Source organism: Nostoc sp. S13 (genome assembly GCF_029379315.1).
Classification (GTDB): Bacteria; Cyanobacteriota; Cyanobacteriia; order Cyanobacteriales; family Nostocaceae; genus Nostoc.
In genome coordinates this window covers 1-15,688 of sequence record NZ_JAQYWQ010000009.1, presented here as the reverse complement: position 1 = coordinate 15,688, position 15,688 = coordinate 1, and the positions used below count along the sequence as shown (strand labels likewise).

13 protein-coding genes and 2 pseudogenes are annotated in these 15,688 nt (G+C 40.0%); 11 read left to right on the top strand and 4 right to left on the bottom strand.

All coding sequences use genetic code 11. The features are described 5' to 3' along the window. Positions 1-454: 454 nt before the first annotated feature. Positions 455-1,264 (bottom strand): ABC transporter permease, encoded by an 810-nt coding sequence (locus PUQ00_RS04940; RefSeq protein ID WP_300413728.1) that lies wholly within the window; start codon positions 1,262-1,264, stop codon positions 455-457. A 252-nt stretch (positions 1,265-1,516) separates the two neighbouring features. Between PUQ00_RS04940 and PUQ00_RS04935 the strand changes: the two genes are divergently transcribed. The 4 genes from PUQ00_RS04935 to PUQ00_RS04920 all read left to right on the top strand — a co-directional run bounded on the left by PUQ00_RS04935 (position 1,517) and on the right by PUQ00_RS04920 (position 4,142). Further along, positions 1,517-1,747: a hypothetical protein gene (locus PUQ00_RS04935; protein ID WP_300413726.1), complete on the top strand. Its 231-nt coding sequence runs from the start codon at positions 1,517-1,519 to the stop codon at positions 1,745-1,747. Continuing rightward, positions 1,716-2,342 (top strand): TonB-dependent receptor, encoded by a 627-nt coding sequence (locus PUQ00_RS04930; protein WP_335029572.1) that lies wholly within the window; start codon positions 1,716-1,718, stop codon positions 2,340-2,342. The genes PUQ00_RS04935 and PUQ00_RS04930 overlap by 32 nt, the downstream gene beginning before the upstream one ends. Positions 2,343-2,417: 75 nt before the next feature. Beyond that, positions 2,418-2,702 carry a TonB-dependent receptor gene (locus PUQ00_RS32705; protein WP_334739387.1) on the top strand — a complete coding sequence of 95 codons (285 nt, stop codon included), beginning with the start codon at positions 2,418-2,420 and terminating at the stop codon, positions 2,700-2,702. A gap of 354 nt (positions 2,703-3,056) precedes the next feature. Continuing rightward, positions 3,057-4,142, top strand: a complete 1,086-nt coding sequence (locus PUQ00_RS04920) for a glycosyltransferase family 4 protein (RefSeq protein ID WP_300413724.1) — start codon at positions 3,057-3,059, stop codon at positions 4,140-4,142. A gap of 82 nt (positions 4,143-4,224) precedes the next feature. Here the strand turns inward: PUQ00_RS04920 and PUQ00_RS04915 are convergent. Continuing rightward, positions 4,225-5,856: pseudogene (locus tag PUQ00_RS04915) on the bottom strand (DUF655 domain-containing protein). Positions 5,857-6,073: 217 nt separating this feature from the next. Between PUQ00_RS04915 and PUQ00_RS04910 the strand changes: the two are divergent. The 5 genes and pseudogenes from PUQ00_RS04910 (at position 6,074) to PUQ00_RS04890 (ending at position 9,806) form a co-directional block, all read left to right on the top strand. After that, positions 6,074-7,243, top strand: a complete 1,170-nt coding sequence (locus tag PUQ00_RS04910; RefSeq protein ID WP_300413865.1) for a cysteine desulfurase family protein — start codon at positions 6,074-6,076, stop codon at positions 7,241-7,243. 68 nt (positions 7,244-7,311) lie between these two features. Beyond that, on the top strand, positions 7,312-7,749 hold the full coding sequence (locus tag PUQ00_RS04905; RefSeq protein ID WP_300413722.1) for a cold shock domain-containing protein: 438 nt from the start codon (positions 7,312-7,314) through the stop codon (positions 7,747-7,749). Positions 7,750-8,091: 342 nt separating this feature from the next. Continuing rightward, positions 8,092-8,487 carry a hypothetical protein gene (locus tag PUQ00_RS04900; RefSeq protein WP_300413721.1) on the top strand — a complete coding sequence of 132 codons (396 nt, stop codon included), beginning with the start codon at positions 8,092-8,094 and terminating at the stop codon, positions 8,485-8,487. Positions 8,488-9,131: 644 nt separating this feature from the next. Continuing rightward, positions 9,132-9,359 (top strand): type II toxin-antitoxin system VapB family antitoxin, encoded by a 228-nt coding sequence (vapB, locus tag PUQ00_RS04895; protein WP_300413719.1) that lies wholly within the window; start codon positions 9,132-9,134, stop codon positions 9,357-9,359. Then, a pseudogene (locus tag PUQ00_RS04890) lies at positions 9,360-9,806 on the top strand (type II toxin-antitoxin system VapC family toxin). 709 nt (positions 9,807-10,515) lie between these two features. On the opposite strand, the gene PUQ00_RS04885 reads toward PUQ00_RS04890, so the two are convergent. Next, the gene (locus PUQ00_RS04885) at positions 10,516-11,190 is read right to left on the bottom strand and encodes a cold shock and DUF1294 domain-containing protein (protein ID WP_300413717.1); all 675 of its coding nucleotides are present in this window, start codon (positions 11,188-11,190) and stop codon (positions 10,516-10,518) included. A gap of 135 nt (positions 11,191-11,325) precedes the next feature. Here PUQ00_RS04885 and PUQ00_RS04880 point away from each other — a divergent pair, with 135 nt between their 5' ends. Both PUQ00_RS04880 and PUQ00_RS04875 read left to right on the top strand, forming a co-directional pair. Next, a complete protein-coding gene (locus PUQ00_RS04880; protein WP_300413715.1) occupies positions 11,326-12,060 on the top strand; it encodes a DUF1995 family protein in 735 nt (244 codons plus the stop codon). Positions 12,061-12,263: 203 nt separating this feature from the next. Then, entirely contained in the window at positions 12,264-12,692 is a 429-nt protein-coding gene (locus PUQ00_RS04875; RefSeq protein WP_300413713.1) for a KTSC domain-containing protein, read from the top strand. On the opposite strand, the gene PUQ00_RS04870 is transcribed toward PUQ00_RS04875, so the two are convergent. Continuing rightward, positions 12,682-15,126, bottom strand: coding sequence for a PAS domain S-box protein (locus PUQ00_RS04870; RefSeq protein ID WP_300413711.1), 2,445 nt, complete (start codon positions 15,124-15,126; stop codon positions 12,682-12,684). The genes PUQ00_RS04875 and PUQ00_RS04870 overlap by 11 nt on opposite strands. Between the last annotated feature and the right edge of the window lie 562 nt (positions 15,127-15,688).

Genomic DNA, 15,688 nt, shown 5'->3' with positions numbered 1-15,688 from the left:
CCCCAATATTATCTAATTGAAAACAGTTATGTAGAGAAGCGAACACGGAAGTTTATTTATGTGCTTAAAACTATCTTTAACATGAGGAGAGAAGGAAGAATAAAATCTATTTATTTACTTATTTATACTAGAGTTTTTATAAATACAAGTAGATATAAATACATAAAATTATATTACATAAATAATATGTAAAACCTTTGATTATGTCAAGAGGACAGACAATTTTAATCAGGTGTAAAACTTGATTTCTGTAGGGGTAGCTAGTGCATTGCGAATTTTCCTAAAGTTGTAGCAACTGGCGTTGTGTTAGCAGAAACTACGGCAATATTCCCATGATATTGGTGCGTGACGGCAAGCCGAACGTACCCTAGATTTTAATATAGCTGTTATTCACTATCCAAAAAAGTTCGCAAAGAACTAAATCATCCATAATTACTATTGGCAATTGCAACTCTTATTTGAAAGTTTTATTCTCTCCAGAAGCACGAATTAATTCAGCGACAAGAGCAACGATCGCAGATACTGAAATTAACATCACACTAAGAGCATTAATATCAGGTTTAACTCCTGTTCTAATGCGGCTAAAAATTTCCATGGGCAGGGTGTTAGAACCGCTACCAGCCGTAAAACTGGCAATCAGAAAATCATCTAAGCTGAGGACAAAAGCCAAGAGACAACCAGCTACAATACCAGGCATTAATTGAGGTAGCAATACTTTGATGAATGCTTGGGTTGGTGTAGCGCCTAAATCTAGTGCTGCTTCTTCTAAGTGAGGATCTAAATTAGTCAGTCGGGAAGCAACCACAAGTCCGACGTAAGCCAGACAAAACACCGCATGGGCTGCAACTATTGTCCCCAAACTTAAAGGTATTGCAAAGGCTGCTAAACACACCAGGGTAGCCACTGCGATCGCAATATCGGGAATAATTAACGGTAGGTAAGCAATACCGCGATACAATTTCTTACCAGGAAATTCGTAACGCGCCAACCCAACTGCCATTAAAGTTCCCAGCACTGCTGAAATTCCCACTGCACAACCAGCAACGATCATACTGTTTTGCAAAGCTGATAAGATGCGATCGTCACTAAACAACTTGCTATACCAATCGAGAGTGAATCCTTGCCAAGTTGCACTATAGGGCGACTGATTGAAGCTATAAAAGCCAAGTACCAGTATAGGTAGGTACATGAACACAAATATCAGCAGTGAGAAAACCGCTTGCCATGAGACACGCGGTTTTTTGAGAGATGGAGAGATATTCATGTTTATATTTGATTTTTATTGATAGCAACATAAAATATCATATTTTATGTAAAAAGTCAATGATTTAACTTTCCTCAAACACGACATGTGGGTGTAGATATCCATATATCCTCTAATGTGTTAAGAACCTTTTTCCCACCTTATTACTAGAATTAGCACAAATGGTAGGGTGAGCGATCACTGCTTCGACTAAAAATAAAGTCGCCATTCTGCAAGATACTAAAGATACTTGTGGTTGAGCAGTCAAAGGCTATGGAGATAATTACATCAGCACAATACCATCAACAGCATATAGAAAGCCGCAAGCAGTATGAGGTTGTCTACAACACTGAAGGTTACGATCGCATTGTCAAATATAGCGATCTTGCTAGTGCGTATATCGGAGTGATTGCCAGAGGCATCGCCAATCACAGAAGCGATTGTCTAATCATCCAACGCTTTCAGTCGTGCGATCGCTACCTTAATACTACAAGAACTCTTTGAGCCAGAGCGGGGCAACCAATACGAAGTCGGCATCAAAGCAGACATCACTAATACTCTATCTGCCACGTTAGCTGCTTTTCAAATTACTAAGACCAATGTGCTAACCAGTGACCCTGTTGATCCTATCAATTTCCAGATCCAAATCGGTGAGCAGCGCAGCCGAGGAGTTGAATTCACCATTGGGGGCGAAATCCTACCGGGATGGAATATGATTGCAGGCTATGCTTATACCGATGCGCGAGTTACCGAAGACAATGATATTCCAGTGGGTGAACTTTTGCAAAACGTTCCCAAAAATGCGGCGAACCTGTGGACAACCTACGAAATTCAAAGCGGTGACTACAAAGGATTAGGCTTTGGATTTGGGCTAGTCTTTGTGGACCAACAGCAAGGCGAGTTTCCCAATAGTAACTTCCAAGTTCCCAGTTACGTCCGTACTGATGCTGCCTTGTTTTACCGCCGAGACAACTGGAGAGTTGGTATCAACGTGAATAATCTTTTTGACGTGGAATACTATGAGACTGCTACAAGACGAACCCTCGTCTATCCAGGCGCACCGTTTAATGTGCAGGCAACGATTTCCTACGAGTTCTGAATTAGGTGCTTGATTCAAAATGCAGGGAATCTTTTCTTAGGATTTGTATAAAAATAACCTTATTGTTTGTGAGAAATGCGGCTTATTCAGATAGGAGAGCAAACAAGTCAGGGGATTGAGTTGGATATTACAGGTAAGATTTTACCAGGCTGGAAGGCGATCGCTTCTTATGCTTATACCAATGCAGAAATCACCCAGGATAATTCTAACTCTCTTACTATTGGCAATAGATTGGAGGATGTGGCAAAGGATTTCAAACTACCCTATCTTATGAAAATCTACCCTTTGGGCGGCTCCCGGTTTTCCTTTAGGTACGGAAAGCCGCCCAAAAAGTGGCTACACACTTTATTCTTGAATTAACATTTGAAAATCAGATAATTAACCGGCGATAATACAGCTTTTTAGTCCAATATCATCATTAAGGTGAGATTTTGACGATTAAATAAAATTCATCCTTAATAAAAAAATCTGTATTTTAAATTGTACCAAATCACCAAAACTTAATAAATTAGATGGATTTACCTCTTTAGGAGTGGGTAATTTCCGTACTAGGATAGACGAAAAAGATAGAAATAAGAGCATAAGATTTGAAGGAAATTGTTAATAAGCTTAGTATCTGAAGTTACTTTCTGATGCAGAGTGAATCAATTAGAAGCACTCCAACAACAGAAAAAAAAACTTCTAATTCGAGTTTTATTTGTTAGGAGGTTTGTGATGCGAATTGCTCAAATAGCTCCACTGTGGGAGAGAGTTCCACCTCCAGCTTATGGTGGTGTAGAGTTAGTAGTGGGGTTACTAACCGATGAATTAGTCCGACGCGGACACGAAGTAACTTTATTTGCATCGGGAGATTCTATTAGTCTGGGAACACTAACGTCAGTTCATCCCCGTGCCCTCAGACTCGATGCTACTATCAAAGATTACGGCATTTACGAATTGCTAAATCTAGCTTCGGTATATGAACGGGCAGAAGAGTTTGATATTATTCACTCCCATGTAGGGCATGGAGCACTGACTTACGCAAATCTCGTCAAAACCCCTACGGTTCACACGTTGCACGGTATTTTTACCCCTGACAACGAAAAGATATTTAGTTTTGCTAAAAAACAACCCTACGTGAATATTTCCGATGCACAACGAGAACCAAGGTTAGGGTTGAACTCTATAGCAACGGTCTACAACGGGATTGATGTCAGCAGTTATAAGTTTCACTCCCAACCAGAAGATCCGCCCTACCTGGCGTTTTTGGGTCGGATATCTCCAGAGAAGGGAACGCACTTAGCAATACAAATTGCCAAACAAGCTGGTTGGCGTTTGAAAATGGCAGGTAAGATAGATGTCGTTGATGTGGAATACTTTGAGAAGGAAATCAAACCACTGATTGACGGTGAGCAAATTGAGTATCTGGGTGAAGCCAACCATGCTCAAAAAAATGCTCTGATGGGAGGTGCGGTAGCAACTCTGTTCCCGATCACTTGGCGAGAACCCTTTGGATTGGTGATGGTTGAGTCAATGGCTTCGGGTACGCCAGTGATTGCAATCAAATTGGGGTCTACTGAGGAGGTAATTTACCACGGCAAGACGGGTTTCCTCTGCAATAATATTCAAGAGTGCATCAGTGCTATTGACCAAGTAACAGAGTTAGACCGCTATGCCTGTCGTCAGCATGTCGAAAATCTTTTCAGCGTTAAGCACATGACTGATGGCTATGAGGCGGTTTATCAGCAAATAATAGCAGAACGATTTTCTCAGAATGGGCATTCCCGCAGTTTGACTGGTTTAGCTAGCGATCGCGTTTAAATATCGCATTTCTGTAATCTTACATGTTTTTAACTACCTAGAATACAAACCATACTAGGGGCGCACAGCTAGCTGTGTGCCCTTACCAAATTACGCGCTCACTCCATTTTTCTAGCGTCTTCGCACTAACTCCTGAAACTCGTTCCAAGTCTTCTAAAGATGTAAACTTTTGCTGTTGACGGCTAATAATTATCCTCTGTGCTAACTTCTTACCCACACCAGGGAGAGTTGCTAATTATTCTAGACTTGCGGTGTTGATATTTACTTTTTTAATTGCTTGTAGCTCAGTTGATGAAGAAGTTTTTATCTGGGGACACCGTGTTTGTTCTAATTTAATTTTTTCTTGAATTCCTGGTGGTAAACCCAGTTTAATTTTGGTATAAAGACGATCAAATTCTCGTACATAATGGGCAGCAACTATCGGACTCTCAATCACTACAAGTGTCTCATCGTTACCACTATTAGCAGCATTTGACCAATTATGAGAACCTGTAATTACTGTTTGAGTATCAATAACACCAAATTTGTGATGCAATAAATCACCTTTAGGTAACACAGGTACACCTACAGTAGTAATTGGATTTGACCAAGGATGATTATCAACTTCATATTTACATTTGTTACTCAGAGCAACCCCCATCATATCCAATGCTTCGCTATAAGGACGATAGGCAAATTGTGGTTCAATTAAAGCGCGAATTTGCACACTTTGTTCATGGCGTTTTTCTAAAATATTGGCAAGACGCTGCTCAGAAAATACGAATAACGCCATATCAATAGATTTGGTTGCTGAATCTAAACTTTTACCAATTAAACCATTACTACTGTTACTCCAAGGTTGAGTTGGAGTAGTAGGCGAAAATTGCACAGTAATTTGGGTGTTACCTAAAGTTATTTGTTTAGGTAAACGCATTGGCTTTTTTAAACCAAATCGACTATCCGGCTTACCTCCTGGGCCATCTCCCCACATGATGTTAAACTCTTCTGTAAATAAAGACGCTAATTCCGGGCTGTCAATCTGCAATAAATTATTTGCATTCCCTAAACTGCTAGAATTTGTAAAATCACCAGAAGTATCACTTAAAGTAAAATTGGCCGAAGTGATAATTACAATGCGATCGTCCACAATCACAAATTTGTGATGCATCAAACTGCTACCGGCTGAACCATCTGCTTGATCATCTATCCAGAGAATTTTGGCATTCTGCAAAATCCTCAAAGCATCTCTTTGATTGATTTCGGTTGGGCTGAGTTGATTATCTTGGTTAATATCGACAAATTGGCGAAATTCGTGATAGCGTTCCTGTTCTCTTTTATCTAACTTACCTACTTCAGTAGATGTTAAACTACTCCAAGGTCGGCTATAGGTATTTTCTAAAATGATCCTGACTTTTACCCCAGCTTTTTGTCTATTAACCAATGCTTGGGCAACTCTGGGTAAACGTAATTCTTGCACCGCCACATCTACTGAAGATTTAGCGTGCGAAATAGCATCGACAATCTGTTTTTCTAAATCATCCCCCAGGCGAGTTTGCTGACGGTAAGCTTCTTTGTATTCAGAAGACTCAGAATGGTTAAAGTAAACTTGAACTAACGGGTCTTGTGGTAAGGGTGCTGGACGCTGATTGTAGGATTGGACTCGTTGACAACCAGGGAGAGAGAATATCAGTAAAAAGATATATAAAAAATATCTTCGTCTAGAGATAAGTTGCACTGTAATCTGTTAAAAGTGGATTGGGAGTGGATATATTTATCATTCCCAAAATCTTGTGTTTTGAATTAAGTAGAGAAATAGCTTTCCAAACCAAGGGAAAAATCTACTGCTTGACGCAGAATTACAGAGATTTTTTCAGGATTTGTTGACTCAAACTGTATATGCTGACAAGATCAGCAGTTTACTATCAACCTGTGTTCTCACCATTATCGGTTATATGCAAATTTATCTAGATTACAGTGCCACTACACCCACTCGAAAAGAAGCGATCGCAGTTATGCAAACAGTCCTCACTCAACAGTGGGGCAATCCATCTAGCTTACATGAGTGGGGGCAACGGGCTGCAACGGTTGTGGAACAAGCCAGAGTCCAAGTTGCTGGTTTAATTAACGCCGCCAGTCCTGAATCGATCATTTTTACCTCTGGTGGCACTGAGGCAGATAATTTGGCAATTATGGGTGTGGCTCGGTTATATGCTGTTCCTCAACATCTAATTATCTCCAGCGTTGAGCATTCCGCAATTTCTGAGACAGTCCGGTTGCTAGAAATGTGGGGTTGGGAAGTTACGCGCTTGTCTGTAGATGTTAAAGGCAGAGTCAATCCCCTAGATTTAAAAGCCGCATTGCGACATAACACAGTCTTAGTTTCTGTGATTTACGGTCAAAGTGAAGTCGGAACTGTGCAACCGATCGCAGAACTGGGTAAAATTGTGCGATCGCATGGTACTTTGTTCCACACAGATGCGGTGCAAGCTGCGGGACGCTTACCTATAGATGTGCAACAACTCCCCGTAGACTTACTTAGCCTTTCCAGTCATAAAATATATGGCCCACAAGGTGCAGGGGCGTTGTACGTGCGTCCTGGTGTGGATTTGATGCCCTTGCTGGGTGGTGGTGGACAAGAAATGGGATTGCGTTCTGGCACGCAAGCAGTACCGATAATTGCGGGATTTGGTGTAGCAGCAGAATTAGCAGCCCAAGAATTAGCTACAGAAACACCACGGTTAATCAAGTTACGCGATCGCGCCTTTGCCCAATTAGCTGAGATTCCTGGTTTAATTGCTACAGGGGATGGCTGCGATCGTTTACCTCACCATGTCAGCATGTGCCTACAAAACGCCGATGGGAAAAAACTTAGCGGTAAAACCTTGGTACGACAGCTAAACCTTGCTGGCATCGGCATCAGTGCTGGTGCTGCCTGTCACAGTGGTAAACTTAGCCCTAGTCCGATATTGTTAGCGATGGGTTATTCCGAAAAAGCTGCCTTGGGGGGAATTCGGATCACATTGGGGCGTGATACCACCGAAGCTGATATAGATTGGACAGTGATGGTATTGAAGCAAGTTTTGCAAAGGCTAACACCGGATTTATCTTTAGTTAAGCGTTAAAACAAGTGTGACAAATCGCATACCTGTGGGAATACTAGCCGTATAAGCTAGTTAAACACAGGTGCGCTATGAGACAAGTTGGAGTGGTGGAGTCATTTAAAGAAGTTGGCAAAATTAAATGGTTTGGTGGTTTCAACAATCAAACAGGTCAAATAAATGATTATGAATTTGTAGAATGTCAGGGAAGAGATGATATATGGGTGCACAGAACAGAAATTTATTGTTCAGAATTTGATTTAAAAGAAGGAACACTAGTAAAGTTTGAATTAAGAATATATGGCAACGGATATAGAGCAAGTAATTTACATTTACTTAATTTAAGTGAAGAAGAAGATTCAGATATTATTGAATGCTGCTTGAAACATAGCGATCCTAAATTTTGTGCCTTGGCATTTTGGGGATATCTCAACAATAACTCAATCGAAGAAGCTGTTTCATTAGCGTATAAAAAGTTAAAAATTTTTCTGCCGTGGCAAAAGAAACGTTTTTTAGATTACATACCATAGGCTATTCTACTGCACTATCAAGCTCGAAATATTCGACAAATATTACCATATGATAAGCAGTTAGAGTTATGCTTACAACTTTTACCTGATAAATTATCAAGATAATATTTTTAAAATTGCAGAGATACTTGAAGATTCAACAGAAGAAAATATCACAAAACTAATTTCTATATTTAGACACAAGGATTTGGTTAAATCTCACGACGCAATTTTAAAATTCCTACCTGCTCTTGAACAAATTACTATTCTGAGGGAAAGGCTGAACACTAATATTAGTGAAAATGCTAAAACTATATCCATGCAAAAATACTTGCTAAATCTTCAAGTGATGAACTTTAATTTTTGCTATCTAAACTACCAGAGAGCGTTAAAAGATGGGATGAAATATTAGAGTTTCTGCCGCCAAAAGAAAAAATGTTAATCCTGTTATCAAAGCTTAAAAAAGAATATAAATTAGAAAATCAAGATTTCATCCAAAGAATTGGAAATGTGATTAATGATGTTTCCAATGAAAAACGTATAAAATTAATTGACCAACTTCCAGAATGGGTAAAATACAAAGAACCAATCCTTAAATCATTCCATTTTTTGCTTCCAGAAGATCAAATTAAATTAGTGTGGAGTTTTATAGCAGTAATTTATTTGAACCAAACAGAAGGTCAAATTCAAATTTTGGTTTGTATGGAGCGCGTTTATCTGCTGAATGTTCACAAGATTGGAAAAACTGGTCTTTACTAGAACTTTTTAAAGCAGTAGATATTGTGCCATCTATGCCTGATTTGAAAAGACCGGAGGATTACTTACCAAAACTATCAGGGTGGATTAATCGCATTAACGAAATTCGCTTAAGACTTAAGTGTTCTGTATGTGAAGATATAATGCCACACAATATAGAATATTCTAAATTTAGTGCTAGATTTATAGTTACAGTTTTTTCTTGCAAACAGGGAGAAAGTCATGACCATAATATTTATTTAAACGACTGCTGGGGATGCAGTGAAATAATTGATAGTAGAGAAAGCAGATACCAGTCACCAGAAAAGAACTATTACATCTGTATTCACTGTGGAAGTGGAACACAACACAGCAACACTTATACTCAAGGCGATATTTGCCCAAAATGCGGCACGATAGGAATGAAAGTTAGTCCGTCTAACAAGCGTTACCGTCAGTGTCACTCCTGTAATCACTCAATCAAACTACTTGAAGAGAGAAAAATAACTGGTTCCGAATGTCCTCGGTGTGGAACACGAGGGATGATGCTGACAGTTAATCAAAAGAATGAGAAAATTCGCGTGTGCCGTTCTGATTTCTGTAGAAATTCAATATCAGCAACATAACCCATGTTTTGGTTTATGTATTAATAATCCTTAAACACCACCATGAACACTGCTAAACTCACCACTGATGGCACTCACCAAATCGTTATTTTGCCCGAAGAATTTCAACTTACTGGGACTGAAGTTTACATCAAAAAAATTGGTAACGCCATTGTCCTGATTGCCAAAGACAACCCTTGGGAATCCCTCATTGATAGTCTAGATAATTTCTCCGATGACTTCATGAATTCTAGAGATCAGCCAGTTATTGATACTAGAGAAAGTTTTTAAATGCGATACCTACTTGATACCAATATCTGCATTTACCTCATCAAGCAAAAACCCCAAAAAGTACTGGATAAATTCCAAACCCTTAGCATTTATGATATCGGTATCTCCTCCATCACCGTTGCTGAACTCGAATATGGAGTTGCTAAAAGGAGCTAGTGCGTTGGGCGGCTTTGCCGACTTAAAGCAACTAGCGTCCAACAGCAACAGAAAAACCGCATCGCCCTGCTGCAATTTCTGCTACCTCTAGAAATTGTCGAATTTAATCAAGCATCTGCAACGATTTACGGCAGCATCAGAAGCGATCTCGAAAGTAGAGGACTTATTATTGGTGCAATGGATATGCTCATTGCTTCTCATGCGCTGAGTTTAGGAGTTACCCTCGTCACCAATAATGTGGGAGAGTTTTCTCGTATTCCTACGCTCCTATTAGAAAATTGGGTTGAGTAGTTGTGAATAGGCTATGTGTCATAAAATTGCGTTGCTGGGATTTCCCCGGTTGTACCCCTACTCTTAAACAAGCTAGCAAGAGCGTCTCCTAACAGGAAAAGTAAGTGTCCGTGGCGCTTACGCTTTTACCACAATGATTTTGCGTCTCTACAACAAGATTCATACATCTAATCAGTAACGCGGCCGAAAGTGAAAAACTACGTTTTTTCCCAAAAGGTAATATTTTGAGTCATAAAGGAGTTCAAGCATGACTTATTTTCATTACTTTTGATTAAGGCTTTTCTTGAATGAGTAAAACCATCATTGGAATTGGGATGTTTCTTGGCTCTACGATTGGCAGCTACATCCCTGCATTGTGGGGTGGAAGTTTGCTATCGTTCACCTCGATATTCTTGGGTGTCATTGGTGGCCTTGTGGGGATTTGGCTTGGCTATCGCGTATCAAAATATCTAGGTTTTATCTGATTGGCGCTTTATATAACTGTCGCTGAAAGCCTTAAATGGGTCTTTTACTAACAGGTAAAATTCTGAAGTGTGTCTTCTATGCGATGTCTACGACGGGCTACGCCTACGCACTCCTAAAATTGGTATGTGAAGCACCTTTGCGTTTACTCCTATAAACTTTCTTCCTCAACTTCAGCAGAAAATTGAAAAATGGGCAAGCAGTCAGGGAATCTCGACTGAGCAGTTTGTTTTGCAAAAGTTTTCTGCTACCCTCTAAAAACAACGCTGAGAAATAAACCCACCAGTCTTTTCCCGAAGAAAAGCCAATCCAACCAAAATATAAGATGAATAGCTACTATTACCCAAAATACAACTTGGTATGAAACCTTCCTACTTTTGTGACGTAATCTTCGTTGGGCGATGAATCCTCCCAACCATCCACCCATGAACTCACACAAATGTAATCTCTTTTCTGGTACTCTCCAACGCCCCTGCTTTGCACGAGATTTATCATCCGCGTACAGTGCAAAGGTAATAAAACTCATTACAGGATACAGAATCAGAGGAATTGGGTTGAAAGTAGTCAATGCAAAATGCATTGCTCCTAAACCTGGTAATAAAGATAAGAGCACTACCTCGAACATTAAAGAAGATTTTGCTTGAGGCTGGAATGTTTCTTTCACGATTGCCAAAGATGAGGTTATCGGTATAGATTTGGATACAACTCCCTCAATGAAGGCATTGCAAGCATGAATTCTGCCGTCTTTACCAACCGTTAGCTGATAGCAAATCACATCACCAACTTGTGGACGATGATTTGTTTCTTTAAGTGCAGTGATATGAAGAAAAACGTCTTGACTGCCATCACTGGAGCGAATGAAGCCAAAACCCTTGTCATCCTTCCATCTTGTTAATTTACCTTTACGCAAAACAGGTTTCATGAAAAACCTTGATATCAATACTTTATTTTTAAGGTTCCCATATCAAGATCAAATTATTCATATTCAAATTTAGCAACGCCAAAATCAGAGCTAATACTGAAACAATGGAAGTAATGCTAAAGTGACATATAAACCATGAGCGAACTTCCCAATAGTCTTGAAGATGCGATCGCCCAATCTCGTGTAGCCGTCCAAGCTGCCCTGGCAAATGGCTGTACTCGTTTACAAGTTGAGTTCCTGTTCCCAGAACTCAAGTATATGCCGGTGGCAGAACAATTTCTACCCGTGTTTACAGAATATGATTCCCGTTTGAAGATTTTCTTTGCTGACGCTGGGGCTGCGGCCTTAGCCCGCCGCAATTGGGCAGATGCACCATTTCAGATTTCGGATATTGGTACGGGTAGGGCTGCTTCCTTGCAGACAAAAATTCAGCCAGAGGATGAAATTTTCTTATTCATTGCCCCCACTTCCGTAGAAGTACCGCAGTTAGAAAAGTTATGTGAAGAAATAGGCGATCGCCCTGTAGTCTTTTTAAATCCCCGCTTAGAAGATTCCGGGGTTGTGGGCATTGGTTATTCAGCAAGGAAAACTCGTGAGCGTTTCACCAATACCATTGAATCCTGTTATTACCTGCGCCCCATCGACGATCAAAGTGCCCTATATCGCTGCTACCCAGGACAGTGGGAAGTTTGGCTGGAAACCGGCGGCGAATATCAAAGAATTGCCGAATTACCCACAAAACCATCGGGTGATGATTTGGATCTCATCCTTTCAAAAGGACAACCACAAACAACAACAGATGCGACACCACAGAGAAAGCCCAGTGTGTTTAAGAGTTTGCAACGGTTCTTAAAGGCGTTGAGTAGTTAGGAGAAAGCAATAGTTCTCTTAAGCCGCGAATTCCATTCTGTGCCCCTACCGCGTGGTCTATTTAAGACGAAAATTGCTGTAAATTCTCGCTTAGTGAAAAAACTTGACAGCGAAGTGCTTTTATAGTATATTTGTACTATAAAAGCACTTCAGTGTTGCATAAAACTTTAACATTTACGACTACGCCAACAGGCACAAAATAAATGAAGCTATCTAAGGTAGACTTGAGCAGTTTAGTAGCGATCGCTCACTCTGAGGGATATTTGCAGTTGTTGCTCGATCGAGGTGATGAACTGGAGTTTTTGGAAATTCCCGCGCCGATACAAGCTTATGAAGGATTGCAAGAACTTAATGAGGTTATCGCTGAAACGACTTTACTACCCTTAGAAGAAGAACCAATTGTGATGCTACCAGTTATCTCCTCAATGGCCATGAGTGTAGGGTATGATCGCAACGAACACATTTTGCAAGTTGAGTTTCAAAGTGGAGCTGTTTATCAGTACTTAGGTGTAGACAAAGATACTTGGGAAGATTTACATTCCTCTGATTCAATTGGCAGCTTTTTCAATCAAGAGATTAAAGGTAAATATGACTGCGATCGTCTAGATAATGCAGATTATACTATTGACTAATAACTGCATGTAGAGTTTTCAATAATTCTTGCGTTGTGTAAGGTTTGGGTAAAAAGGCTGTATGTTCAGATGTTTTGTCGATTGGTACTTGTTCACTTGTTGCAAGTCCACTGACAACAATAATCGGCAATAACGGATTGATATTTTGCAATGTGCGAATGGTAGTTGCTCCATCCATATTCGACATGATCATATCAATAATTGCGGCACTAATTTTATCTTTATGCTGGGCGTAAATTGCTAATGCTTCCATACCATCACTAGCAGTAATTGCTGTGTAATTATAGTTTTCTAGGGATGTTTTAGTAATTTCTTGAATAGCAGCTTCATCATCTACAATCAAAATACATTCTCCCGATCCAGTTGGTATTTCTATATCTTCTAACAACTGAATTGGAACTTGATTAACTGCTGGCAAATACACCTTAAACTTTGTCCCCTTGCCTACACAACTTGACACCTTGATCAAACCACCGTGTTCTTTAATAATTCCCATTACTGTTGATAGCCCAAGTCCTGTACCTTTACCCAACTCTTTTGTTGTAAAAAATGGTTCAAATATTCTATCTAATATTTCACTGTTGATTCCAAGCCCTGTATCAGCAACTGTCAGGACAATGTAAGCACCAACTGTAGCTTCTATATGCATACTGGCATATGTTTCATCAATCCAAATATTCTCAGCAGATATTGTTAAAGTTCCGCCTGTAGGCATGGCATCCCGCGCATTGAGACACAAATTAATTAGTATCTGATGCAGTTGGGTACTATCGGCACAAATAGGTAACAACTCCTCCTGAATTTCTATGCATACTGCGATTGATTTGGGAAATGTTTGTGAGATAATTTGCTCCATTTCTAAAATCAGGTGTTTGACTTGAAGCAGGGTGTGTTGACGCGTAGCGACTTGTCCTTGAACATCACCTTCAATTCCTCTAGCAAATAACAGTACTTGCTTTACCAAATCAGCACCACGTTTGGCATTACTTTCTATTATTGACAGCATCTGGTTAATCTGTTGATCGTCGGTTTTAGCTTTGAGCAGATGCACTGACATCAAAATTGGTGATAACACATTATTTAAATCGTGAGCAATGCCACTAGCAAGAGTGCCTATACTTTCCATGCGTTGAGCATGTAAAATCTTTTTTTCTTGTTGTTTTTTCTGGGTAATATCAGTATCAACGGTAAGGATTGATTTGGTTTGAGAATGTTGATCATTTATCAGCGTCCAGCGACTTTCAATGATCAGTTTTTTGCCAGATTTGCTGGTTTTCTGGAACTCACCTTGCCAATATCTATCCTTTAAGACAGTCTGACAAACTTCTAGGTTTTGCGACAAAAATTCAGTGGACAAAAGTTCATCTGACTGCTTGCCTATAGCTTCTTCTGACTTCCAACCGTAAAGTTTCTCAGCATTTTTGTTCCATAATAAAATTTTGTTAGACAAATCTTGCACCACAATTGCATCACTGACAATATCCAGCAATGCCGCTTGCTCGCGAATTTTTTGTTCTATTTGCTTGCGTTCGGTAATGTCCTCAGCCACATAGGCGAATTGCGGACGGCTACCGCAACTTACCGCAATTGCTGAGACTGTCGCTGACACCCATCTTTGACCTTGGGGAGTATCGTCAGAATATTCAAACTTGACTGGTGATTGAGTGCGTTCTGCTTGACGGTAGTGATGAATCCACTCGGATACACGCTTATCTGTTGCACCCATCTCTCGCGCTAGGCGATTTTGCATTGCTTCTGGCGTGAGTCCAAAGAATTTTGCTGTGGCGGGGTTATCTGAAATATGCCGGATGTCATTATCTAGCAACTCGGCAATTCCCATCATCATCGGTGAACTGTTAAACAAACTGCCCAAAGTAGATTCGCTTTGGTGTAATGCTTCTTGTGCCTCTTTATATTTCTGTTTGATGCTTGCTAGTTCAACTAAGTTCCGCCGGAACTCTAGTTGTCTAACTATCACGCGGCTAAGATTTTGCAATGCTTCTACCTGTTTGGAACTGATTTGGCGTGGTAGGCGATCAACTATACACAGAGTCCCGATCGCTTCTCCTCCTGGTGCTAACAAAGGTACGCCTGCATAAAATCTCACACAAAGTTCAGCATAACTGAATAGAGAATTGGTAGCAAATCGTTCATCAACTAAGGTATCAGGAATAATCAAAACCTCGCCACTTTCCATGCAAATCGAGCCGAACCCCGTATCTCGTGGCATTTCCTGTACATCTAACCCCACCTTAGCTTTGAACCACTGACGGTTAGCGTCAATTAGATTAATCAAGGCGATCGGTGTGTTACAAATCTGTGCGGCTAAGAACGCTAGATCGTCGAATGTTTCTTCTGGTGGAGTGTCGAGAATCTGGTACTGACGCAGAGCCTCAAGCCTTGCTGCTTCATTGTTACACACTAAAGATTTCATTAAATTGTTCCTAACTATTGCTGAATGACAACTTGCCCACCCGACGATTTGTGGTCTAATCATTTGCAAAGCCTTGTAATAACTTACAGCTTTTATTAGGATGCGTTACGCACTCAAATGCTGCACCTACTAAACAGAAGTTTTGTGAATCCACGCTTCTAAGGGTAGCAGCGCTAAAATACTACTTACTAATATTTTAGTACTAAGTGCTATAATATACATACAATAATTAGTAGCCCAAATCGGAAGTTTGCTTGTTGGTCAATTCATCTGTCGCTGCACTTGATTGCTGAATGAAGTCAGATCGGATTATTTAAATAACATAGCAAGCATATACCTTGATTGGCTTTAATTATACTAATCTCCTTTAAAAAGGATCAGCAAGAATTTTGGTTATTTTAAGTAAATTTTAGAATATTTACACCCTGACAATTTTTTGTGGGCAAATAAAATTACTTACATTTAAGATAGGTAGGCGGTAATATATGTAACTATGTTAATTATAGGAATCCTATTTGAGTTTTGAACAAGCTCCGTACATCTGAAGAGTGGCAAAGTCAAA

Coding starts and splice junctions, on each gene's coding strand:
- PUQ00_RS04910 (WP_300413865.1), top strand. CDS start 6,074: ATGCAAATTTATCTAGATTACAGTGCCACTACACCCACTCGAAAAGAA.
- PUQ00_RS04875 (WP_300413713.1), top strand. CDS start 12,264: ATGAAGCTATCTAAGGTAGACTTGAGCAGTTTAGTAGCGATCGCTCAC.
- vapB (WP_300413719.1), top strand. CDS start 9,132: ATGAACACTGCTAAACTCACCACTGATGGCACTCACCAAATCGTTATT.
- PUQ00_RS04920 (WP_300413724.1), top strand. CDS start 3,057: ATGCGAATTGCTCAAATAGCTCCACTGTGGGAGAGAGTTCCACCTCCA.
- PUQ00_RS04940 (WP_300413728.1), bottom strand. CDS start 1,264: ATGAATATCTCTCCATCTCTCAAAAAACCGCGTGTCTCATGGCAAGCG.
- PUQ00_RS32705 (WP_334739387.1), top strand. CDS start 2,418: ATGCGGCTTATTCAGATAGGAGAGCAAACAAGTCAGGGGATTGAGTTG.
- PUQ00_RS04870 (WP_300413711.1), bottom strand. CDS start 15,126: ATGAAATCTTTAGTGTGTAACAATGAAGCAGCAAGGCTTGAGGCTCTG.
- PUQ00_RS04905 (WP_300413722.1), top strand. CDS start 7,312: ATGAGACAAGTTGGAGTGGTGGAGTCATTTAAAGAAGTTGGCAAAATT.
- PUQ00_RS04935 (WP_300413726.1), top strand. CDS start 1,517: ATGGAGATAATTACATCAGCACAATACCATCAACAGCATATAGAAAGC.
- PUQ00_RS04885 (WP_300413717.1), bottom strand. CDS start 11,190: ATGAAACCTGTTTTGCGTAAAGGTAAATTAACAAGATGGAAGGATGAC.
- PUQ00_RS04880 (WP_300413715.1), top strand. CDS start 11,326: ATGAGCGAACTTCCCAATAGTCTTGAAGATGCGATCGCCCAATCTCGT.